The organism is Flavobacterium sp. KACC 22763 (assembly GCF_028736155.1).
Taxonomy (GTDB): Bacteria; Bacteroidota; Bacteroidia; order Flavobacteriales; family Flavobacteriaceae; genus Flavobacterium.
Map to the genome: position 1 here is coordinate 902,969 of NZ_CP117879.1, position 25,422 is coordinate 928,390.

The 25,422-nt window shown below is 34.5% G+C and carries 16 protein-coding genes and 1 riboswitch; of the genes, 14 read left to right on the forward strand and 2 right to left on the reverse strand.

The genetic code is table 11. The features are described 5' to 3' along the window. Positions 1-2: 2 nt before the first annotated feature. Both PQ463_RS03950 and PQ463_RS03955 read right to left on the reverse strand, forming a co-directional pair. On the reverse strand, positions 3-488 hold the full coding sequence (locus PQ463_RS03950; protein WP_274256397.1) for a GNAT family N-acetyltransferase: 486 nt from the start codon (positions 486-488) through the stop codon (positions 3-5). A 279-nt stretch (positions 489-767) separates the two neighbouring features. Then, positions 768-1,361: a hypothetical protein gene (locus PQ463_RS03955; protein WP_274256398.1), complete on the reverse strand. Its 594-nt coding sequence runs from the start codon at positions 1,359-1,361 to the stop codon at positions 768-770. A gap of 245 nt (positions 1,362-1,606) precedes the next feature. On the opposite strand from PQ463_RS03955, the gene PQ463_RS03960 reads away from it, so the two are divergent. The 14 genes from PQ463_RS03960 (at position 1,607) to PQ463_RS04025 (ending at position 25,415) form a co-directional block, all read left to right on the forward strand. After that, on the forward strand, positions 1,607-2,671 hold the full coding sequence (locus tag PQ463_RS03960) for an NAD(P)H-dependent flavin oxidoreductase (RefSeq protein WP_274256400.1): 1,065 nt from the start codon (positions 1,607-1,609) through the stop codon (positions 2,669-2,671). Positions 2,672-2,762: 91 nt separating this feature from the next. Further along, a complete protein-coding gene (locus PQ463_RS03965; protein WP_274256401.1) occupies positions 2,763-3,674 on the forward strand; it encodes a Cif family virulence factor in 912 nt (303 codons plus the stop codon). A 100-nt stretch (positions 3,675-3,774) separates the two neighbouring features. Further along, positions 3,775-5,400 carry a tetratricopeptide repeat protein gene (locus PQ463_RS03970; RefSeq protein WP_274256402.1) on the forward strand — a complete coding sequence of 542 codons (1,626 nt, stop codon included), beginning with the start codon at positions 3,775-3,777 and terminating at the stop codon, positions 5,398-5,400. A 386-nt stretch (positions 5,401-5,786) separates the two neighbouring features. Then, on the forward strand, positions 5,787-11,924 hold the full coding sequence (locus tag PQ463_RS03975) for a M4 family metallopeptidase (protein ID WP_274256403.1): 6,138 nt from the start codon (positions 5,787-5,789) through the stop codon (positions 11,922-11,924). Between the two features lie 65 nt (positions 11,925-11,989). Beyond that, on the forward strand, positions 11,990-12,637 hold the full coding sequence (locus tag PQ463_RS03980) for a porin family protein (protein ID WP_274256404.1): 648 nt from the start codon (positions 11,990-11,992) through the stop codon (positions 12,635-12,637). A gap of 107 nt (positions 12,638-12,744) precedes the next feature. Further along, a riboswitch (cobalamin riboswitch) is annotated at positions 12,745-12,949 on the forward strand. A 110-nt stretch (positions 12,950-13,059) separates the two neighbouring features. After that, entirely contained in the window at positions 13,060-15,108 is a 2,049-nt protein-coding gene (locus tag PQ463_RS03985; protein ID WP_274256405.1) for a TonB-dependent receptor, read from the forward strand. Next, positions 15,105-16,250: a YncE family protein gene (locus PQ463_RS03990; RefSeq protein ID WP_274256406.1), complete on the forward strand. Its 1,146-nt coding sequence runs from the start codon at positions 15,105-15,107 to the stop codon at positions 16,248-16,250. Before PQ463_RS03985 ends, PQ463_RS03990 begins: the two co-directional genes overlap by 4 nt. A gap of 44 nt (positions 16,251-16,294) precedes the next feature. Further along, positions 16,295-17,497 (forward strand): cell surface protein, encoded by a 1,203-nt coding sequence (locus PQ463_RS03995; protein WP_274256407.1) that lies wholly within the window; start codon positions 16,295-16,297, stop codon positions 17,495-17,497. Positions 17,498-17,684: 187 nt separating this feature from the next. Further along, a complete protein-coding gene (locus PQ463_RS04000; protein ID WP_274256408.1) occupies positions 17,685-19,964 on the forward strand; it encodes a T9SS type A sorting domain-containing protein in 2,280 nt (759 codons plus the stop codon). A 182-nt stretch (positions 19,965-20,146) separates the two neighbouring features. Continuing rightward, positions 20,147-20,785: an NAD(P)H-binding protein gene (locus PQ463_RS04005; protein WP_274256409.1), complete on the forward strand. Its 639-nt coding sequence runs from the start codon at positions 20,147-20,149 to the stop codon at positions 20,783-20,785. A 166-nt stretch (positions 20,786-20,951) separates the two neighbouring features. After that, on the forward strand, positions 20,952-22,937 hold the full coding sequence (locus PQ463_RS04010) for a GAF domain-containing hybrid sensor histidine kinase/response regulator (protein WP_274256410.1): 1,986 nt from the start codon (positions 20,952-20,954) through the stop codon (positions 22,935-22,937). A 75-nt stretch (positions 22,938-23,012) separates the two neighbouring features. Further along, entirely contained in the window at positions 23,013-23,378 is a 366-nt protein-coding gene (locus PQ463_RS04015; protein WP_274256411.1) for a response regulator transcription factor, read from the forward strand. Next, entirely contained in the window at positions 23,378-24,592 is a 1,215-nt protein-coding gene (locus PQ463_RS04020; protein ID WP_274256412.1) for a tetratricopeptide repeat protein, read from the forward strand. The genes PQ463_RS04015 and PQ463_RS04020 overlap by 1 nt, the downstream gene beginning before the upstream one ends. A gap of 1 nt (position 24,593) precedes the next feature. Further along, the gene (locus tag PQ463_RS04025) at positions 24,594-25,415 is read left to right on the forward strand and encodes a hypothetical protein (protein ID WP_274256413.1); all 822 of its coding nucleotides are present in this window, start codon (positions 24,594-24,596) and stop codon (positions 25,413-25,415) included. The last annotated feature ends 7 nt before the right edge of the window (positions 25,416-25,422 follow it).

The window sequence follows — 25,422 nt, forward strand, 5'->3', positions numbered from 1 at the left end:
CGTTATGGATTTAATTTTAAATGGCAAAAAACATTGTCAGGTTTCATTAACGGAAAATCAACAGGAAGCGCTTCTTTTGGTATAGTTATAAAACTATTTTTTTCATAAAAACGCAAGGCAGCCTGCAATAAAGTAACCGTTCCTAAATATAAGTCTTTAATTCCGTTTTCTTTGCTGTATTCAATTAATTGCTCCAATAATTGCTGGGCAATTTGAAATTCTTTCCCTCTGAATTCTTTCTTGACGAACATTTTTCTGATAGCGGCAGCTTCTGAATTAAATTTTACCAAAGCTATTGTACCAACCAATTTTCCATCAATAAAAGCACCCAGAAAAATCCCGCCTGGCTTAAAGTAAAAGTTTGCAATATCCTGTAAATCGGGCTGATCTTCTAAAGTAATAGGAACATTAAATTCTTTTTGCTGAATGTTTAATATGAGATCAACGATTTCATTTTCGTACTCATTTTGTATAGGTTTAATCTGCATGGCATTTCAAAATTAAAGATGAGTACAAAACTACGTAGTTAACTACATATATACAAACAAAAAACTGCCGAAGTCAGCAGTTTTAAGTGTTTTTTATGATTTCTATATAAAAAACTATAGTTTTTTTAAACACATAGTAACATAAGTTTGTTTTACTTTTTAAAAGAGATTTAAAATAAATGACAAATCATTTACACATAGATTATGTTTATTAATGAAAGTGAAACGCCTTTTTTAGCGAAACAATAATCTATGTTTCTATGTGTTAATATTAAGGCTTTATTCTTTAACTAATACAATAACGGCTTTATAGCCCGTACCAACATTCCATTCGCTTGACGAAATAACCTGACCTTTATCGTCATAAACCTTAAATTCGGCTGTGTTTGGAGAAGCAAAACCTTCGTTCAAAGCTTCAATGTCTATTTTATTGATTCCTTTTTCCAAGTTTATTTTGACGCTTTTAAAATCGCCGTTCAAAAAAACTTCAGGCTCAATAACTTTATCATTCAAATATACTTTTACTTTATCGCCGTCTACAAAAGCTGCATCGCGGTACATTATAGTAGAAGTAACAGCGGTAGTGTTGAAATTGCCTAAAAACTGATTTCTTCTATAAAATATTCCCTCAACATTCGCTTCTGGTTTATAAAGATTAGTGTTTTTAAATAACTCGTCTGGATTAACCTGCAATGGCGCTGGTTTCTCAATAGGCACTGGCGGGTTTTCTTTAGGAGCAGCTTCTGCTGGCGGAATAACTTCTTTTACAGGAGATTTTTTTGCGGGAATCGATTTAAATTTATTGTCCAATTCCTGAGCAAAACTGTGCAGTGAAAAAGAAGCAAAGGCAATTATCAAAAATATTTTTTTCATGTTTTTAAACTATTAATCTTGTGTGGTATTGATTTTAAAAAAATTAGATGCATCATAATCTTTTATATATAAACATTTTATAAAACCAAATATTGCATCATTAAGTTTTTTTTGTCGAAAAATTAACGTCTTTATACGCGAAATTCGAATGTTTTCTGCTGAAACTGACTTATCTTTATGTTCTGTTGAAATTTTGAAGATCTTATGTTTTAAAATGGTTTTTCTTCAAATAAAAATGAAATAGTATGGAATGGAAAAATGTTCTTACCGATTTATTTAAAACGGATTATCCGATTATACAAGCGCCAATGCTAGGTGTTACAACTCCAGAAATGGTCGCGGCTGCAAGCAATGCTGGAGCCTTAGGATCGTTGGCTTTAGGAGATCTTCCTGCGGAAAAATGTATCGAATTAATTAGAGCGACAAGAAAATTGACTGATAAACCTTTCGCAGTAAATATTTTTGTACATAAAATAGATCCTATTACGCCAAAGTTGGAAGCTGATTACGCTAAAACGAAAAAGCATCTGCAGAAACTTACTGAGAAACTGGGCATTGAAACCGATTTTCCTGATATAAAGGAAATCAAACTTACAGATTATCACGATCAGATTGAAGCTATTTTATTGGAAAACTGCAAAATTGTGAGTTTCACTTTTGGAAATTTGGATCAGGAAAGTATTGCAACTTTCAAAGAAAATAAAGTGATTCTGATTGGAACTTGTACTTCTGTTCAGGAAGCTATCGTATTGGAAAATAGTGGTATTGATATTATTTGTGTTCAAGGTATTGAAGCTGGAGGACATAGAGGAAGTTTTCTAGAAGAAACGATTCCGCAAATTGGTGGGTTATCGCTGCTTTCTCAAGTGACGGAAGCTGTAAATATTCCTGTAATTTATGGAGGTGGAATTTATAATGCCAAAACTTTATTGGCAGCCAAAACTTTGGGAGCAGATGGTTTCCAGATTGGAAGTCTGTTTTTAGGAAGTGCTGAAAGTGCTTTACAGGATTTTGAAAAGCACCGGCTTAGAAATATAAAAGAAAATGAAATTGTTTTAACCAAAAGTTTTACAGGAAAGTATGCGCGAGGAATTAGAAATACTTTTATAAAAGAAATTGAAAATTCTGAATTTGTGCTGCCGTATCCGTATCAAAATAAGCTGACTGCGGAGTTGAGAAAAACAGCTAAAATGGAGCAAAACGCAGATTTTGTAAGCATTTGGATGGGACAATCTATTACTAGTTTTAGTGACGTTTCAACTGAAATTATCATCAGAAATTTAATAGAAGAAACCGAAAATTTTGTCTGAAAGTTAATTTCATTAGTCAGGTCTGTTTTGGTTGTAATTTATTGAATGTTAATATTTTATATATTTGTTGTTCAATTAAATAACTTCAGATATGAATAGGTTTAATTTTATCTTTTTCCTTTTTGCATTCGCTGGTTTTGCTCAAGGAAGTAAAATGGATTCGGTTATTAAAAAACAAATTGAAGAGTATAATACTTCATTTTCAAATGCTCTCGTAAAAGGAAGTCAGGGCGATTTAGTAAAAGCTTATACAGATCAAACCATATTTATGCCAGAACACAGCAGAGAGCGTGTGGGCAGCAAAACGATTCGAGACTTTTATAAGCAATGGCTGGCTCAGGCAAAAATTACATCTTATGAAAGAAAAATTCTGGACTTGCAGGATTTTGGAAATTATATTTTAGAAATCGGAACTTTTGATGAAAACTTAAATCTAAATGAACAGAATGCATTTTTGTACACGGGCAAATATGCGGTTTTATGGAAAAAGTCTTCAAATAGGAGCTTGCCTCCAACAATTGCTGCCGAAATCTGGGGCTCCACAAGTTCTTTTGATGATAAAAATATTCCTAATATCGATGATTCTTCTGTTCCAAAAATGGAAGAATATAGTTTTTCTGACAAATTAGCATCTGAAATTAAAGAGCGAAATAATACCATTAGAGATTTTGTTAAAAATAGACAAGGAGCAGAGCATGCGAAAATGTTTATGCCTGATGCCATGTATCTGACCTATTACACACCAATTCTTTCTGGTGAAAAAGAAATTACAGACTATTTTATAGAACATGAAAAGCCAGGAACTTTAAGTGTTGATGAAATTTCGATTCTCACTTCGGGAATTATCTATGCTAGAACAGCAATTATAGAATTTGGGTTTTACAGTGTAGATTGGCATGATGGCGACAATCATGGAAATGTAAAAGGAAAAAGTATGAATGTTTGGAAAAAAGATAATAGCGGAACATTACTGCTTTTTCGCCAAATGGTAAATCATGATTAACTTTTGAGTTTGTCTAGAATAATGTTTATTTCATCTGTTTGTGCTTAATTACTGATAATTTTCTATAATTTTGAATCCATCTTTATCATTTTTACACACGATGGGTCGAATACTTTGCATATTTTTTATTTTTACCACCTTTTATATTTATCCACAATCTTCAACAAAAGAATGGATTGATAGTTTGAATACTATTGATAATCATGAGAAAAAAGTGGATTTGGCTCTCAAAATTGCTTCTAAACTTCAGGATTCTGATTGGGAAAGAGCTGTAAAATATATTGAACTTGCAGAAGCCGAGGCAAAAAAAACGGAAAAATCCGATTTGACATTAGCAAAAGTTTATGCAGAAGCGGCTCAAATCTATGATGCAAAAGATGTTATAGACATTACTTTGCAATATTACCTCAAAGCTTATGAAATTTACAAAAGCAATAATGTTGTAGATGAAATTGCTCGAGTAGAAAATAATCTTGCCATTGTTTACGCCAAGAGCAATAACGAAGAAAAAGCGCTTAAATATTTCCTGAAAGTATATCGTTATCAAAAATCTAAGAACGAGTCTGATAAGTTGGTAAAAATCTTAAACAACATTGGCACGACTTTCCTTGGCAAAAGTTTAGATTCTTCGCTCTATTATTATCATAAAGCCGATGCGATTGCAAGAACATTAAACGATAATACTTTGAAAGTTTATGTTTATACCAATTTGGCACGAGCTTATGGTTTAAAAAAAGATCATAAAAATGCTGATTTTTATTTTCAAAAAGCATTTTCATTAATTGATACGCCAATCGATAATTCCCTAAAAGCATTTGCTTATGAGTCACTTTCTTCTTATAATCTGGAGGAAAAAAAGCTAGATGAAGCAATTTTATATGCAAAGAAAGCTCTAGAATTGGATAAAGACAAAGCCTTTGGTTTTGCAAGTATGCGACTCAATAAAATGCTTTATGAAGCTTATCTAAGGAAACAGGATTATAAAAATGCGGTGTACTATTTTCAGCAGTATAATAAAATAAGCGACAGCATTAATATTGAGCAAAAGGCTGTAAATCTGGAAAGAATCAGGCTGGAACAAGATTATAAAGTTCGCAGTCAGATACGAACTTTAGTCGAAGAGAAAACTAGGTTTAAATACTATGTGGTCGGATTAATATTGGTTGTCGGAATTTTGACTTTGATTCTTTTGCTGATCCGTTATCGAAACCGAAATATTAAAAACCAGCTGGAGAAAGAAAAGCTAAAAGCAAAAGAACAGGAATTGAAACAAAGTCTTGAGGCTAAGAATATGGTTTTGGTTGGCAAAGCCATGTCAGAAATACATAGAACAGACAATATCAATGAAATCCTGACGGATCTTAAAAAGATCAAACTCAAAACACCAAATAAAGAATTACAGCAGGCAATAGACATTGTGCTAAAGCGTCTGGAAAAAGATTTGAATACTGATATCTGGAAAGAATTTGAAATTAGTTTTGAACAGGTTCATAAATCATTTTTCGATAAATTGACCATCGATTATCCGACACTTACACCAAAAGAACGCCGACTTTGTGCGCTTCTTTATTTAGATTTAACTACAAAAGAAATTTCCCAAATTACAGGGCAATCTTTTAAATCGATAGAAAATGCCAGAACTAGATTGCGTAAAAAGTTCGATTTAACCAACGAAAAAGTAAATCTTTCCACTTATCTAAACTCTTTTAAACCCGAAAACATGTAAATTAAATTTTAAGGTAACGTTTTGATTTTGTTAAGTTTAAAATAAAATGAGTGTTTTTTTGGTGATACTTTTCTGCCAGAGAGTGTTTTTGCATTAGTCCTTTTTTTTCGAGCCTTATAGTGTCCATCTACTTTTACCAAACGATTGTAATAAATACGTTTGATGAATACCACGAAAAAAGAAGAACCGAATAAAAGTTTGGAAGAGCTTTTAGAAGAAACAAAAACAAAGAAGAGTGCGCTCTTAAAAATTCTACAAAAAATAACGAAAGCAAGTTCTAAGAATCAACCGCCGAATTGATTCTAAGGACTTGCTTTTGTGGTTTTCTGCGAACCGTTTTGCACTATTAACTCGCAGCCTTAATACTAATTTTAAATTTAAAAAAAATGAACCAGATTTACTCTAAACCCAGGTATTTGTTTCTTTTGTTAGGTTTCTTGGTCTGTTCCGTCGGAATGGCTCAGTCACCTTTGCCAAAAAACAAAACATCTAATGCGCAGACGGCTTTACAATCGCCAGCTGCTAATCAGAAAATGAATCAAGTTTATCAGAAAAACAACGATTCAAATGCTAATCAAGAGGATGATGCCAATATTCTTTTGACGCAAAAAAGCATAAATGGAAAACCGCTTTCGCAGGAAGAAAGTGATGATGTAAATAAGAGATTAAAAGCAAGCCAGAAGCTTTTTAATAAAAGCGAAAGCGCTTCAACAGCTAAAAATTTTCAAACTACAGACAGCACAAAAGTGAGATCTTTTGCAAAATCTTCTAATTTAACTATCCGTAATGTATTTGAAGTTAAAAAAGCAGATTTTGAACTTTCAAATGCAGACAAAATGCAACTGAGATCGGTTTCAGACAAACATGGCAGAAGTTTGGCAACGTATCAGCAAACGCATAATGCTGTTCCTGTTGAAGGTGCGATTTATAAAGTGAGAGATAACAAGAACAAAATTGAAGCATTTGGACATATCAGTAAAAAATTGCCTGCAAACAGTAATTATAAAGTAAACGCATCGGCTGCTTTACAAAGCGCATTAAATACTGTAAACGCTAAAGAATATGTTTGGCAGAGCAAAAAACTATCGTCTTTAGTCCATAAAAAAATCAGTACAAAACCACAAGGGGAATTGGTTTATGTAGGGCCTAATTTTTCTTCAGAATTAACAGAATATCATTTGGCATGGAAATACGATGTTTTTGCTACAAATCCGCAATCGAGCCAAACGATTTACGTTGATGCTAATACTGGAAAAGTCATTTTAAAAATTGATTTAAGCAGAGATCTTCGTTCATCATCTTCGCCTATTGCTGACGGAAGAAGTGCAATTGGTAAAGGAAAAGCGAGATTTGCTGGAGATGTTACTTTTGGAACTACTCAATATGCAGATGGTTACAGATTGGAGGATTTAGTAGGAAAGTATAAAGTACCAATGTATACTTTGAATATGAATCATGCTGAGCACGCATCAGACGAAGTATTGACAGAATATATCGACGAAGACAACAACTGGAATGATTTGTACAATAATGATCATGACGAAGCTGCAATTGATATTCATTGGGGAATTCAAAAGACTTTGAACTATTACGAAGAAAAATTTGACCGTAATAGTGTTGACGATAAAGGAATGACCATTTTTGCATTGGCACATTTAGGAACTAATGTTCAAAATGCCTCTTGGACAGGAGGATGGGCACAGTTTGGAGACGGAGACAAACAGCCTTTTGTGAGTTTAGGAATTACTGGACACGAAATGACTCATGCTGTAACACAATTCTCTGCAGGATTGATTTATCAGGGAGAATCTGGAGCAATGAATGAATCTTTTAGTGATATTTTCGGGATTTCAATTGAGCTTTATGCCGCAAAAGATAGTAAAAGGGATATTTGGTTGTTGGGTGACGAATTGTACTCTCACGGAAGTTTGAGAAGTATGGCAAATCCAAAAGCGGCTGGTCAACCAGATACTTATGGAGGTGAATTTTGGACAAACCCAGCAAATACAAGTTATGATAATGGCGGTGTGCACCAAAACAGTGGAATTACCAATTACTGGTATTATCTGTTAGTAGAAGGAGGAGAAGGCGTAAATGACCTAAATAATAGTTATAGTGTTAAACCTATCGGATTGGCTAAGGCTGAGAAAATTGCTTATTTAACGCTTACAGAATATTTGTCACCTTCATCAAATTTCAGCGACATGCGTCAGGCATCTTTGATGGCTGTAGAAGATTTGTATGGTTTAGGTTCTGAAGAGTTTAAACAAGTTACTAATGCTTGGTATGCGATTGGTGTAGGTACAGCTTATTCAGATCGACAAATAACCATTGTTTCGGTAGAAAATCCGTCAACATCTTGTGGACCATTAAAAGGAGATGAGCCTTTTTATATTACACTAAGAAACACAGGAACTACGATCATTAAAGCTGATGGAGGCTTAAATTTCAAATTAAGAGCCATGGCAAGCGCACTTGGCAAACTTATTACTTTTTATACCAATGATGGTAATGTTCCTTTTACGAAAGATTTAGGAATTGGAGAAGAAACAACTGTGGCAATAAAAAGCAAAATACCATATCAAGTAAATGCAACGAGCTATGTAGAAGTTAAAGTAGATCTTGACCCTATTGTAGATTTTGGCGTTAAAGAAGGATATTCTTTTGTTACAGGTATATTCGTTGGCACTGCACAAAAAGATTTTGATATCAAAGCTACGGCTTTAGATCTTCCTATGTATACAGGAGATTTGCTTACAACAAGTTATACTCCGGCTATTACGATCTTTAATTTAGGCTGTCAGGATATTCCAGCAGGAACTGTTTTAAAAGTTGGATATGCCAATACAAAAGCTGGAAGCACAACGATTTGGAAAGATGTGACATTGCAGACTGCTTTCAAAGCAAATTCAGAAATGAAAATAACTTTTGATACTGCTGTCGATTTATCAGCTGCAGGGTTACACACTTATGAAGCCTATGTAACCTATGATAAAGATCCTATTACAACAAATAATAGCATTATAAATGCGGCTTACAGCAATGTAATAACACAATTCCCTTATACTGAAGGGTTCGAGAGAACGCCTGGTGGATGGAACACAAAAGCTTTAAGCGGGAATCAGAAGTTTGTATTTCAAAATTATCCTGCATCGTTTAGAACCGTTAAATCACAATATATGTGGGGAATGGTAGATTTTAAAGGAACTGACAGAATGGGACTTAATTCTGATTTCGTTTTAGAATCGCCAATCTTTGATTTTACCAATGTGGTTTCTCCGTATGTAGAGTTCGATTTGTATTATTTACTGCATAGAACGTACGATGGTTTAATTGTTGAATATTCGGAAGATAAAGGGAAAAGTTGGAAAAAAATAAATACAGTTAATTATCCAGAAATCGAACATAATAATGATTTATTTGATGGTGCTTGGTTTACGGGAGTAAATAATAGTCTGAAAAAAGATCCGTATCAAATTCGTTTAAATGAATTGGCAGGAAAGAAAGCGGCTATTCGTTTCCATGTAAAATCAGATGACTATTATGACGGTTTCTTAGGCGGATTTATAGATAACATTTTGGTAAGCGATGCCCCTTACGATTTAGAAGTTGTATCTGCAAAATTAGACGCTGGTAAATGTGATATCAATAATAATAATGCTGCAGTAGTTGCCAAAGTAACAAACAATTTTGCTACGGCAAGTCAGGAAGTTAATATCACAACTAAAGTTCTTGATGCAGCGAAAGTCGAAGTTTTTTCAAAAATCGAAAAAACAACTTTAAACTTCGCTAGGTTTAAAGACACGATAAATTATTCTATTCCTAATATTAATTTAAAGAATGTTGGAGAGCATACCATTTCGGTTTCTGTTTTTCCTGTAGACATGGCAAAAGACCTTAAACAAGGAAACAATGCTGTAACATTAACTTACGATAATTGGAATAACGAAGACATGAAAGTTTCTGTACTTCCGTACAAAATGGACTTTGAAGATGCTTCTAAATACAAAGGATGGAGAACTTCTGAGAATAAAGGTTCTGCAGGATGGAAACATGGTGTACGTGCAGATCTAGGTTCTCCTGGATGGTTTATTGCAGATCATACCAAATTTATGGCAAGTAATGATGACAAATGCAATTGCGATGCTTCCAACGATATGCTGGTTTCTCCCGTATTTGATTTAACCAATTACAAAGAAGCACATTTATCATTTGATGGTTTTGGAGATCCTCAGCAATGGTCGGACGGTTATGTAAAAGTAAGTACTGACGGAGGAACCACTTGGAAAGAAGTATTTAAAATGCCTTATTATGGCGCTTGGTTTGGATATAATGTTGATTTAAGTGCGTATGCTGGAAATTCTTGCGTGCAGGTTGCTTTTCAGCAAAATGATAACGGCTTTTTTGCGAATGGTTTTGCAGTAGATAATATTGAAATCACTCCAACTAAAAGTAATTTTCAATTATCGAATTTAGTTGTGGGAGAAACCGTTTACGAAGATGTGCCTACACATGAGTTTTACATTAATGCAAGAAATGTAGCTTATAAAACATTGGAGAAAGTTACTTTTAAATATCAGATTCTTCAGAACGGAAACGCTATTGGTGAACCAGTTTCATTAGAAAGAACCAAAACAATACGACAAGGAGAAACTCTTGTTTATAAAATAGACGGTCTTCCAAAATTAGCAGCTGGAAATTATGAAATTAAAGTGCAGGCAACTGCCGACGGAGAGGTAAATACAAATGTTAAAAGCCTTACCGCATCTTTCCAAGTTGCTGAAAAAGCATTGGAGTTAAGCGAAGAGAATTTCTCTAGCCTGACACAAGGTTCAATATTTGGATCAAAAGGGTTTATTTCTAATCAAAGTGATGAAAATTATCCATGGAGAGCGGTTACCACTCCAGATAATATCAATCTTACGCTTCCTTTGAAGAATAGAACGGGAGACGCTGGCGGAAAACTATTATACAGTCAGTTAGAAGGATATTATTACTATAGCGAATTAATTTCTCCACTTTATAAACTGTCTGAAAGTACTACAGCTTTAGAGTTTTACTATGCTATGCAAAGCAATGTTAATGATGCTTTAATTGTAGATATTAAGCCAGTTGGCGGAGAATGGACTGAAGCTTGGAGAGCAACAAATCAAGGAACTTACGTAGATACAGAGTGGCAAAAAGCAGCATTGAATATTACGAAATACGCTGGAAAATCAGTATTGTTCCGTTTTAGACATGCAAAATCAGATGGATATTCTTATATGGTTTTAGACGACCTTAAAATAATGAGCGAGCCTGTTTTAGATGTTTCTGTTCAAATTTTATCTCCAAAAGATATTTGCGGCAATAGCGAAGTAAAAGTTAGACTTACAAACGAAGGACAAGTTGCTATTAAAGAAAATTCTATCCAGTTAGATTTAGAATATGTTAATACATCAGAAAAAATTTCAGAAGCCATTGCATCAGGAATTCCGGTTGGCGAAAGTATCGAGTATACTTTTATCAAACAGCCTAAATTAGATGATTCTGGAGATTCTCATGTATTTGCCATTAATGCAAAAATGGAGAATGATGCTATTGAACAAAATAATAACATCAAGAATTATGTATATCAAGGAGTACCATCAGATTTTAAAATGTTTGACACGTCTGTTATCCATGCTTATGCAGGTAAAAGTGTGTATCTGGATGCAGAAAGAAATCTTGTGGCTAGAGAGTTAGAAGCGACTTCATACAAATGGAGTTCAGGTGAAAGCACAAATTCGATCAATGTTGATAAAGCAGGAGATTATAGCGTAACGGCAACATTGGAAAACGGATGCACTCTTACCGAAAAAGTAACAGTAGTATTTGATACTTTCGAATCTAATCTTCCAAGCGGTGACGTTTGCGGCCCAGAAGTAGTATTAAATCCAGGAAACTATGCCGCATACGAATGGTTTGATGGTTCTACAGATCCAACTTTCACGACTACAGAAAGCGGTGAGTATTATGTAACAGTTTACAATGAACACGGATTAGGTAAAATTTTTACAACTACGATCAATGTTCTTGAAAATACAGTTCCGGAGATTCAGGCATTAGAAGGAAATAAAATTACAGCTTCTGCTGATGCTGAAGGTTACCAGTGGTACTTAAACGGAAGACTTTTACCAAATGCAAACGAAAAAACAGTTGCTACAATTTGGGAAGGAAGCTATAGTCTTCAAGTAACCAATGCGCATGGCTGTACAAGCATGTCTGCTCCAATTGAATCTAAAGGATTGCTTATTGGAAAACTGACAAATTCTTTCAGAGTGTTCCCAAATCCAGCGGCAGATAATGTAAACATTTTCTTGGCTGAAAAAGCAGAAGGCGAAGCTGAAATGAAAATTTATTCTATGGAAGGAAATGCGGTTTGGAGTAAAACTTACAGTGCAGTTCCATCAAGTGTAAATGTAAGTCAATTGACTACTGGAGTTTACATTTTAGATTGTACCGTACAAGGTAAAAAGTACACAGCTAAGATTATTAAAAAGTAACAAATTTACAGATAGAAACGGCAGTTCTCATGTAGAACTGCTCTTCTTAAAAACAAAAAAATACGATGAAAAAATCAAAGCTAATAATCTGTGCACTGTTAATGTGCGCAAGTGCAATGGCTCAAACCGAAAAGGTAAAACTGGGCGTAAAAGCAGGTTTAAATATTTCGAGCCTATCATTTGATGAAAACGAATTAGATTCATCTTCTAAAACAGGATTTACTGCAGGTTTAATGGCAGAAATTCCTTTGGCAAAAAACTTTTCGGTACAACCAGAGTTATTGTATAGCCAGCAGGGAATGAAATTGTCTTATTCTGATCCAGAAGTGCAAAATTCAAATTACAAAAGCACTATTGCCTTAAACTATTTAAACATTCCTGTAATGTTGAAATATTATGTAGTGAAAGGTTTAAGCATTCAGGCGGGACCACAAGTCGGAATTTTGCTTAAAGCAAACAACAAATACCAAGACAATTTTTTAGGTTACGATAACCATGAAAAAATGGATTTAAAAGATTATTCAAATGGAGTAGATGCTTCTGTAAATTTTGGATTGGGTTATCAGTTTAAAGACAAGTTTTATGCAGATGCAAGATATAATTTGTCTTATACCAATGTGTTTAAAGATGTAACAGCAAACACCAATTATATTATTAACAGCGATATGAAGAATAAAGTTTTTCAAATAACGATCGGTTATTTTTTTAAATAGAGTTAGTAACACCTTCATGACTGTTTAAAACCACTCTTTTTTAGGAGTGGTTTTTTTGTTTTTCCAAAAAATCAAATTCTTATTTGCAGACACCATACCTGCGTCATATATTTGCGCCAGATTTTGGTCTGCTTTTTTCAATCTGAAATAAGCAGTTAAAAGGGAATCAGGTGCAAATCCTGAACAGACCCGCTACTGTAAGTTCTACACAAAGTCTTTAAACATATTAATGCCATTGTTCCGCTTTGCGGGATGAGAAGGCCGTTTAAAGATAGAATAAGTCAGGAGACCTGCCACGATCACATAGTTTAAAACTTTCGTGGTATGAAGTTGATGACAAGAGAATAACCTGCTATTGCATAGCGGGATTACTACTGTTATATAATTACGGCATCACGCAAAGTTTATTTAATAAAATCGTGATGTATAATTGTAAAAAAACGCTTTTAGCAGCTTTTATTTTATTGATTCCTTTTTTGCTTCATTCCCAAGCAGTGACTGACAGTTCGCGGGTTTTGAAAGAAGTTATTCTAAAAGGAAAACCTTATCAGGAAGTGATTCCTGTACAAAGTCTCTCGGGCGTTCTGCTCGAAAATCTTTCCAGTCATAATGTTGCCGATGCGCTTCGCTATTTTGCCGGAACTCAAATTAAAGATTATGGCGGAGTCGGCGGACTCAAAACGGTTGATGTTCGAAATATGGGAACGCATCATGTTGGTGTTTTTTATGACGGAATTCAGCTTGGAAACGCCCAAAACGGCGTAACCGATTTAGGAAAATATTCGCTTGACGACATGGAATCGCTTACGATGTACAATGGTCAGAAAAGCGAAATTTTCCAGTCAGCGAAAGACTTTGCATCAGCTTCCACGATTTATTTGCGAACCAAACGTCCTGTTTTTACAGGCAATAAAAAAACAAATCTACTGGTTCGTTACAAAACAATGTCTGTCAATTATCACGATCCTTCTTTTAGATGGGAGCAAAAGTTGAGTGATAAAGTGAGTTTAAGCGTAAGTTCTGAATACATCAAATCAAACGGACAGTATAAATTTAGATACAAAAGAAAAAATCAAGACGGAAGCATTGCCTACGATACTACAGCTACACGATGGAATAGTGATATAGAAGCCTTCCGATTTGAATCTGGTTTGTATGGAAAAATAAACAAAGGAACTTGGGACGCTAAAGTATATTATTATGATTCTGAACGTGGCGCGCCAGGAGCCATTGTAGAAAATAAGTTTAAAGACGGTTTCAGACAATTTGATAAGAATTTTTTCGGACAGTCTTCTTTAACGAAAGACGTTTCAGAAAAATATAAATTCCAGTTAAAAGGAAAATTTGCCTACGATTACACGCATTACATTGCAAGAGATACTACCAATGTTTTAGGCGAAACCGTAACTGAGGGTGCACAATCAGATGATAGTTATTACCAGCAAGAAGCCTATTTCTCGGCAGTTAATATGTACAGCATTTTACCCACTTGGGATGTTTCGCTGTCAACCGATTTTCAATACAATAAATTAAATGCCACAAGAAGAGGAATCCAAACACAATTCTCTTTTCCACAACGTTATACAGCGGTTGTTTCTCTCGCAACTTCATACCGATATGAAGGTTTTAAAGTTTTAGGAAATGTACTCGCAACCCGTATTATCGAAGAGGTAAAGTACAACGCCAAAGCTCCTAATAAAACCGAATTTACTCCCGCTATATTTTTGGGTTACACACCTTTTAAAAAATACGATTTCAATTTAAGAGCTTTTGCCAAACGTATTTTCAGAATGCCAACTTTCAATGATTTGTATTATACCATGATTGGTTCGAGCACTTTGAGACCCGAATATATGAATCAGTACGATGTTGGTTTTACATATAATTTCCCCACAAGAGAAAGCTTTTTCGATAAATTTTCTTTTCAGGCAGATGCTTATTATACCAATACAAAAGACAAAATTGTTGCCGCTCCAACCGGAAATTTATTTCGATGGATGATGACCAATATCGGACAGGTGAAAGGAAAAGGAATCGAAACGGTTTTGAATATGGCAACTCATTTTAATAAGCTAAAACTTGATGCGAATTTAACGTATACCTATTCTCAAAGCCAAGATTTTACAAAGTTTGTAGGTTTAGAAATGTCTTCTTATGGAGATCAGATTCCGTATACGCCTTGGCATAGCGGATCTGGAATTTTAAATGCCAACTACGAATCTTGGAACTTCAATTACAGCTTTATTTATGTCGGAAAACGCTACAACGGAAATGTCAATAATATCAAAGTCAATGAAGTTCAGCCTTGGTACACACACGATTTGGCTGTTCAGAAATCTTTCGCATTCAAAAACTACAGATTAAACGGAACGGTTGAAGTCAATAATGCTTTTAATCAGCAATATGAAGTAATCTACAATTATCCGATGCCAGGGCGAACATTCAAATTTATAATCAGTTTTGAGTTATGAAAAAGAGCTTTTTAAAAATACTATTCGTTTTTGCCATAACGGTTTTAATGATTTCCTGCCGAGAAGACGAAACGATATTTCTTTCTTCAGATGTGAGCGTTGCTGCGCCAAGAAGTGATGGAAATATAGAAGGTTTTTATCTTTTAAACGAAGGAAATATGGGAATGAATCGCGCCAGCCTCGATGTTTTTAATTACAGAACAGGAAATTACACTACAGATGTTTATTCCGAACGAAATCCTTCGGTTGTAAAAGAATTGGGAGATGTTGGAAACGATATTAAAATCTACGGAAATAAGGTTTATGCAGTCATAAATTGCTCCAACAAAGTTGAGGTTTTAGAAAAATGGACCGCAAAACGCATTAAAAAAATAGATATTCCCAATTGCCGTTATGTGGCTTTTTATAAAGACAAAGCGTATGTGAGTTCGTATTCGGGACCAGTCGCCATTAATCCGAATGCGGAAATCGGTTTTGTAGCTGAAATTGATACTACTTCATTAGAAATAAAAAGAAAAGTAACAGTTGGTTATCAGCCTGAACAAATGGTTATTCATAACGGAAAATTATATGTGGCCAATTCGGGCGGTTACAGAGTTCCAAATTACGATAGAACCGTTTCGGTGATTGATCTGGCGACTTTCACAGAAATAAAAAAAATAGATGTGGGCATTAATTTGTACAGTATGCAAATTGACAGTCGCGGCGATATTTATGTGAGTTCACGCGGCGATTATTACAACACGCCATCTAATCTTTTTGTGATTGATACGCAGACGGATGAAAAGAAAATGCAATTGGATATTCCTGTTTCTGGAACTTGTTTGGTTGATGATTTACTGTATTACTACAGTGTTTCTTGGGGTTACCTATCAGGCAGTAATAAAGTGAGTTACGGAATTTTGGACACCAAAACCAAAAAGATAATTACCAACCAAATTATCACAGACGGAACCGACAAAAAAATCATGATTCCGTACGGACTTCAAGTTAATCCCGAAACCAAAGAAATCTACATTACCGACGCTCAAAATTATGTCGTAACGGGCTACATCTATTGTTTTACGCCAGATGGAAAACTAAAATGGAAAACAACCGCAGGAAATATTCCTGCCCATATTGCTTTTATAACTAAAAATTAAAAATTAAAAATTAAAAATTAAAAATTAAAAATTAAAAATTAAAAATGTTGGATAGAAACCTTTTTAAAATCGCTTTGTTTTCAATTCTCTTTTTGGGATTTGCGGCCTGCGATAAAGACAATGATAATGATGAAAATCTGCTCCCTGCAGAAATCCTGAAAGAATCATATACAATTGACCGTTTTAAAGTCCTGAATATTGCAACAAACCTTCCAAGCACAGCAAAACTGATTTGGAGTGTTAAAGATTCGATTATTTCAGAAAATACAGATTTGGATTTTATAAGTCCGTTTCAGAAAAACTATCCGCTGACTTTAAAAGTTGAAATAAATGGAGAAACGAAGATTTATAATTCGTCTATCAATGTCACGAAAGAAACAGCAACATACAGTAAATATATTTCTAATGTATTTGATTTTCGTCCTGCGGTTGGACAGTTTACAAACGAAATTCCACAATATACAGCAGGAAATACAGAAGCCAATATGATTTCTGCAGCAAAAAAAGCAATTGTAGGTTCCAATACCACAATGATTTCGCTTGGCGGTTTTGGCGGTTATGTGGTTTTTGGTTTTGATCACACGATTCCAAATATGGACGGACGAGATTTTAAGGTTTTAGGAAATGCTTTTTGGGGAAATGAAGCCAACGAAGCGCGTGCAGGATCTTGCGAACCCGGAATTATTATGGTCGCTTATGACAAGAATAAAAACGGAAAACCAGACGAAGACGAATGGTACGAAATAGCTGGAAGCGAATGCTTTAAAAACACGACTACAAAAAACTATTCTATTACTTATTTCAAACCAGATCCAAACAAATTGACAGTTGCAGGAAATGAATTTTGGCAGGTTAATACCGAATATATCAAATGGCAGGATAATGCTGGAAATTCAGGTTATAAATCACAAAATGTGTTTCATGAACAAAATTATTATCCACTTTGGATTGCCGATGCTTCGTATACTTTAAAAGGAACACGAATAGCCGATAATTTCTACGATCAAAGCGGTGAAGGCTCATATTGGGTTGGCAAATCGTTCGAATTTGGCTATGCCGATAATGCCCCAAATAATGACGAAGCTTCGAATATTGATATTTCTTGGGCAGTTGATAAAAACGGAAAATACGTAAAACTTCCCGGAATAGATTTCGTAAAAATATACACCGCAATCAATCAGGAAGCGGGCTGGCTTGGAGAAGTTTCAACAGAAGTTTCAGGCGCTTACGATTTACATCTTAACTAACACAATAAAATTTTAACACATAGAGACATAGATTGTAGGAGCTTAGAAAGACGTTTCACTTGGTTTAAAAACACATAGCTATGTGTTAGAAACTAGTTTCTTTCACTATTCTTTTCAATAATTTAAAATCTATGACTCTATGTGTTAGAAAATAATTACAAACACAACATTTTAAAACCAATACATTATGAAGAAAAACTACTTTATAGTAATAATGCTATTTTTTGCATTTCTAACCCATGCACAGACAAAAGTGCAAGGTGTTCCTAGAAATGACATTAAAGTAAAAACAGCGACGCAAAAACAATTAAACGCAAAAAGTGCCAATGCAACCACTTTTGATGATATTCAGTTTTGGGTTGGTACAGGTGCCAATAAAGCAGCATTTGCTGTGCAATGGAACGATGGAAAAAATGCTGACGCTTTAATTTGGGGATTTAAATGGGATGGAAGTGCAACTGGCGAAGATATGATGAAAGCCATTGCAAAAGCCGACCCTCGTTTTTACACTCTTTTATTGCAGGGAACTCAATTTGGAACTGCAATTGGCGGATTTGGTTTTGATTTGGATGGAGCCAACACAATTGGATTGTACAAAAGCGGAAATCTAACTTATCCTTATTATCCCGTAAGTGGTATTGTAAATACAGCGGCTTATGATTTTGACGAATACACGCCAATTGATGCTTTAGATCACTGGCAGTCTGGCTGGACAACTAAAGGATATTGGTCGTATTGGGTAAGAGATGATGTAAATAATGGTTTTGACTATTCTGGATTAGGAGCATCGAGCCGAGTTTTACAAAATGGTTCTTGGGACGTCTGGAATTTTAATGTTTCGTTTGCAGAAGAACCCATTGCAGCATTTACTCCTGTAACAGCTTACACTAATGCGATAGATTTTACAAAAGGGTATTTCATGGTAAACGAAGAGTGGTTTGGGCACACTAATGGATCTGTAAATTTTGTTAGCAATGACGGGAAAATTAATTATAGAGTGTATAGCGATGTAAATGAAAATAAAGCTTTTGGCGCGACAACACAATACGGCACTATTTACGGAGATAAATTTTATTTTGTTTCTAAACAGCCTAAAGATGGGGGCGATACACAATATACTCCAGGCGGAAGGCTTGTTGTTGCAGATGCGTTAACTATGAAAACCCTTGCAGAATTTGATAATGTTGGAGGAGGAGACGGACGTTCTTTTGTTGGAGTTGATGAAAAAACGGGATATATAGGCGCTTCAAACGGAGTTTTTATTTTTGATATTGCCAATATGAAAGTTGGAGCTGTCATTGCAGGAACTGGTGGCGGAAGTCAGTACGCGGGGCAGATTGGAAACATGATTCGCACTTCTCAATATGTATTTGCAGTAAAACAAAATGGTGGAATTTTGGTCATTGATCCTAAAACCAATACCGTAATTAAAACCATTACAGGCGCATTTCATTCCGTTACACAGTCTAAAGACGGAAGCATTTGGGGAATTCAAAACAAGAAAATAATTAATATTGATCCCGTAACTTTTGCAACTATTGAATATGCCATACCAACCACTCAATATTTAGGTTCTTGGGGCGCATGGAATGCTGGTAGTTTTACCTACAGCAATAAAGAAAATGCTTTGTATTGGATGAATTCTGTCAACGCATTTACGTCGGGTGTCCTAATTATAAAGTTTGATGTGGCAACCAAGAAATTCAACGAAAGTTTTGCAACACTTCCAGGACAAACAGGAACTTTTAAGCAAATTCCTTATGGAGCAGCATTGAGAATTGATCCTGTTTCAGATCAGATTATTGTAAACACAACCGAAAGTGGTTTTGGAGCACATTTCCAAAAAAATTGGATTCATACTTTTGACAATACAGGAAAATTAATCGATACAAAAACTTTAAATGATTATTACTGGTTTCCTGCTATGACGGTATTTCCAGACAATGCAGCACCAGTTGTAAATGCAATTCTACCTTCGGAAATTTCAACTGGAAGTCCAACAATTATTGATTTAAAAGCAGTGGTTTCAGATGAAGATAATTTGTCGGCAGCGATTGTAAAAACGATTAAATCAAACAGTGATTCGAATATTGTTTCAGCAGAAATTAACGCTAATGAAGAACTGATTATAACGCCACAAACAGGAGGAAAAGCAACAATTGTAATCAGTTTTAATTCTAATGGAAAAATAGTTGAAAAATCAATTTTAGTTGATACGGCGGTTTTAGGCAGAGACGAATTCACGAAAGTGCAATTATCAATTTATCCAAATCCAGTTTCAGATTATCTGAATATTAGTACTGAAGATGAAATTACCGATGTTATGATTTATGATGTTAATGGAAGAGCGATCAATACTCAATTAAACAACAATCAAATTGATGTAAGTAATTTTGCCAAAGGATTTTATATTATCAATATTGTAACTGATAAAGCAAAATATACACAGAAATTTATTAAAAGATAAAGTTTTAAAATTGAATATTAGAGGCTGTCACTTTGGTGACAGCCTTTTTTTAATGCTCCGTAGGAGCAAGATAACGGTAGCAAATAGAACAACCAGAGAAAATTGCTCCGTAGGAGCTACATATTGGTAGAACAACATATCGTTAACAATCATTATATTTACAATACAAAATTCCAAACATTATGAAAGCATTGGTAATTGGAGCCACAGGCGCAACAGGAAAAGAGTTGGTTAATCTGCTTTTAGAAAGCAATGATTATGAATCGGTTTCCATTTTTGTGAGACGTCCAACAGGAAAATCACATCCAAAATTGACCGAGCATGTTGTTGATTTTTCAAATATCAATTCCTTTCAGGAAATAATTACCGGACACATTCTTTTTTCTTGTTTAGGAACTACGCTGAAAGATGCGGGATCAAAAGAAAAACAATGGAAAATCGACTACGATATTCCCGCGGATTTTGCAGCTGTTGCAAAACAAAACAATGTAAAATCTTTGATTTTGGTTTCTTCTTACGGAGCGTCAGCCAAAAGCAGTGTATATTACTCTATGATGAAAGGAAAACTAGAAGACTATCTCCAAGAGCTTCATTTTCCTCAATATGTTATTTTCAGGCCTGGGCCATTAATTCGAGAAAATACAGATCGTTTGGGCGAAAAGATTTCAGTAAAAGTTATAAAATTCTTTAATGCAATTGGACTTTTCAAAAACCTGAAACCAATCACAACTGCATTTTTAGCTGAAAAATTAATAAAATCGCCAAAAGAGTCTCCTGAAGGAACGACAATTTTGGAATTAAATAGCATTCTTAAACTGTAACATAAATTTGCTAAAAATAACAAGTAGAGAAATTGAAATAGAATAAAATAAGTAATCCAAACCGTAATACTTAAGTCTTTTTGGGTATAATTTTATGATAAACTCTTTGCTGAATAAGGGTTTTCGACTATTTTGCTTTATCTTTATACCTTTACCACGCCAAGCAATGAACAAGAATTACCCCATTCCAGAGAACGAACTACAGCGTTTAGCGGCTCTTAAACGTTATAATATACTAGATACACTTCCAGACAATGCTTTTGACGATGCAACAAAGCTTGTTTCTTATATCTGCGGTGTGCCAATTGCCCATATTTCTTTTATTGATGAGGATAGACAATGGTTTAAATCGGAGATTGGAATTGGAGTTTCTGAAGTGCCGAGAGAAATTACGTTCTGCAATTACACTATTTTAGATACTGAAATTGTAGAAATCAATGATACTCATATCAACGAAAGATTTAAAGATGATCCAAATGTTACAGGAGGTTTCAATGTAAGATTTTATGCCGGTGTACCGCTTACAACACCAGATGGCTATAATATTGGAACGCTGTGCGCTATTGATCATGTTGTAAAAGAATTAAATGATAATCAACGTAATGCACTTTCGATTATTGCAAAACATGTTATTGCACAGCTGGAATTAGGAACAAAAAACAATCAGCTATATACGCAGAGAAAAATTGCAGAGCGTGCTGTTCTGGCAAGAGACAGTTTTTTGGCCAATATGAGCCACGAAATTAGAACTCCTTTAAACGCAATTATTGGTTTTACCGATTTGCTTGCACAGACAGAACTCAATGATACACAGCGCGATTATATTGGAAGCGTTCAGATTGCAGGCGAAAATTTGCTTTTAATTGTGAATGATATTCTGGATCTTTCAAAAATTGAATCTGGAAATTTGACAATCGAAACCGAATCTTTTAATTTGAAGAAAACCCTCAAACACGTTTATAGTTTGTTGAAAGTAAAAGCGCAGAAAGAGGTTGAGTTTAATCTTTTTCTTGATGCCGAATTGCCAGATATGGTGATTGGCGATCAAGGAAGACTTAATCAGATATTAGTGAATCTTATCGGGAATGCGCTTAAGTTTACAAATGAAGGAGAAGTAACGGTTTCAGTTAAGAAAATTGAGGAAACAGAAGATAGTTATACGTTTAAATTTTCTATAAAAGACACTGGAATCGGAATCCCGAAAGATAAGCTTGAAACTATTTTTGAAAGATTTACGCAAGGCGAGGAAAGTACAACACGAACCTTTGGAGGTACAGGACTTGGACTTAATATTGTAAAACAATTAGTAGAACTTCAGAAAGGAGAAGTTCATGTAAAAAGCACTTTAAATCGCGGTTCAGAGTTTTTCTTTACCCTTTCGTACAAAAAGTCAGATACTGAAGAAACAGAAGTGAAAACTGTTTCTAAAAATGATTTAGGACATCTTAAAATATTGCTTTGCGAAGACAATGTTTTAAACCAAAAACTGGCAAAAAGCGTAATTAATAATTTTGGTTTTGATTTGGATATCGCGCAGAATGGAGAGGAAGGAATTGAATTATTGTCTCAAAAGAAATACGATTTGGTTTTAATGGATTTGCAAATGCCTGTTAAAGACGGCTACCAAACCACTGATTATATTCGAAATGAAATGAATTCCAATATTCCGATTATTGCCATGACAGCACATTCGCTAGTAGGTGAGCAGGAGCGTTGCTACAAAGTAGGAATGAATGCTTATGTGCCAAAGCCTTTTAAACAGGCTGTTCTTCTAAAAGCCATAAAAACGGTTATGACTCCAGATAGCGATGGGCATCATAAGAGAATTATTGATATGTCTTTTCTTGACGAAATGTCTGGCGGCGATCCCGAATTTAAGAAAGAAATGATAGGTCTTTTTATTGAAAAAATTCCAGTTCAGGCAGCGCAGTTGGAAGAGGCATTTAAGAACATTGATTATGACAACGTAAAAAAATTGGCGCATAATATGAAATCGAGCATGGACATTTTTATGCTGCAGGATTTAAGCAATTGTCTGTCGATTATCGAAGAAGAAGCGTCATCTGGCGAATTTACTGCTGAAACATTAGATAAAGTAAATATTTTCAGCTGCGGAATCGAAGAAGTCGTTAAAATTTTAAAAGAGCTATGATATAATAAAAATATGCATTAGCTTTATAGTAATGATGATATAAATTAGTTTGTCCCAAAGAGAAAAAATTAAAAAATGAGAATTATTGTAGCCGAAGATAATGATATCCTACGCAAATCGTTGTCTTTTTTCTTAGAGTCTAAAGGATTTAGTATTGACCAGTTTTCTGATGGTAAAGAGGCGCTAGAAGCGATCGAAAAAGAAAACTATGACTTGATATTGACCGATATAAACATGCCAGGTGTTAGCGGAATGGAAATTACCCAACACGTTAGAGAGAATCTTAAATCTGATATTCCTGTTATTATATTAACTTCTTCGGGAGTTGAGCAGACCGAACTTGACTCTTTTGATATTGGAGCAAACGAATTTATTGCTAAACCAGTAAGTCCGGCTGTACTTTTAGTGAGGATTAATAAATTACTAAAACCCCGAATCTAATGAAGTTTGTATATTATTCTATTTTCCTTCTTTTCATTTCCTCTATTGCAATTGGACAAGAAATCAATATAGATGAGGCTTTAGCCAATGTAAAGCGTGAAGTCGAAAAAGAAAATTACGATAAAGCATTATCGATAATTGAGCCTCTTCGAGCCAAATATCCTGAAAATGAAGATATACAAACTTTCGCGGGAAGAATTTACAGCTGGAAAAAAGACTATAAAACGGCAATAAAGATTTTGTCTCCAATGGCAGACAGAAATAATCCAAATCTAGAAGCTTTGCAAGCGCTTGTAAACATTTACTTCTGGACAGAAGATTACGAAAAATGTATTTCGTATTGCGATAAATATCTTGCGATAGATCCAAAATCGGTTGAGGTTTTGAAGATTAAAGCTACTTGTCTAGAGAAATTAAACCGAGATCAGGAAGCATTAGATTTAATAGAAAAAGCATCTTATATTGATAATAGTACTCAAGCTTTTAGTGGAATACGTACGCTTATTGGACGTAAAGCAAAAAATACAGTTTCGGCTTCTTACTTAAATATTTCGACTTCCGATCCAGGACAGCAACCATTTCATTATGGATATGTTGAATACTCACATAAATTCAGCAAATCGGCAATTGTAGGAAGGGCAAATATTGGAAATATCGGCAATGAAACCCAAATGCTTTTTGAAACCGATTTTTACCAAACCTTTTCAAACAAAAGCTATTTGTATGCAAATGCTGGCGTTTCGACAGGAGAAACCATTTTTCCTGTAGCCAAAGCGGGTTTAGAATATTATTTTAAGCCACAGAAACATTTTGATTTTTCGCTTGGAGGACGATTCACGCATTTTGAGACAGACGATATTACCTTGCTTACAGGACAAGTAGCCTACAATGCAAGAGTTTATAGTTTTGCTTATAGACCTTATTATGATATTTCGAACGAACTTTTTTCTCATGTTTTAAGCATTCAGCGTGTCAATGAAGAAAAAGAACGCCTTATAAGACTGGAATTGCAATATGGAAACGTTCCGTATCTGTATCTCTACAATAATTTTACAGAGCCATTAAAAGCATATCGTGTCGGACTTCAATATCAGCACCGTTTTGGCGATTCGTTTTTTGTACGTCCAATTTTCCTTTACGAATATGAAGAGTATATTCCTAGTGAATACCGAAACAAGTTTAATGTACAGCTAATTGTAACAAAACGTTTTTAAGATGAGAGATTTCTGGGAACTATATAAAAACGGCCAGTGGGAAGTACCTTTTCTTACTTTCTCCACTTATCTGTTTGTAGCGGCCTCTCTTATTCTATATCTTATTATTGTTGCTAGCAGAAATAGTAAAATCAAAAAAGAACGTCTTTGCAAAGAATACAGTGCTTTGATAGACAAAATTATGTCGGCTGTCATTTTTCAAGATGTTTCTTTTGCCGAAGTAAAAAAAGACAAAAACTTTTTAGTCCTTTTTGACACTTCTTTTTTTAGAGAAGTTTTGACCGAATCTCTTATCAATCTGCACAAAAATTATGAAGGTATATATGCTCAAAAACTAGAACAGTTTTATAAAGATTCTGGATTGATAAAAGATTCATTTAAGAAACTCAAAAGCTTAAAATGGGAAGTAAAATGTAAAGGAATTAGCGAGTTGTCTGAGTTTAATATTAGAGAAGCATTTGATCAGATTATTGTTTATTCTAAAGCCAAAAAAAAAACATTAAAGATTGTTGCCTTAAATGCGGCTATTAAACTTGAAGGAACGGAGAGTGTAAACTATTTAGTAGAACATTCAGATCCTATTGATGATTGGATGCAGCTGAATATTATTGGCGCTTTCAAAAAACACGATGTTGGTGATACAGTCGGAATTGAACATTTATTAGAATCGCAAAATACGACAGTAGTGGCACTTGGTTTAAAATTGATAAAAGAACTTAAACTAACACAGAAGCTTCCTCATGTAGTTCATTTGGCAGAGAATACTTCGAACACTGTAATTAAATACAAAGCACAGAGTCTTTTGCAGGCATTAACAGTATAATTGAACA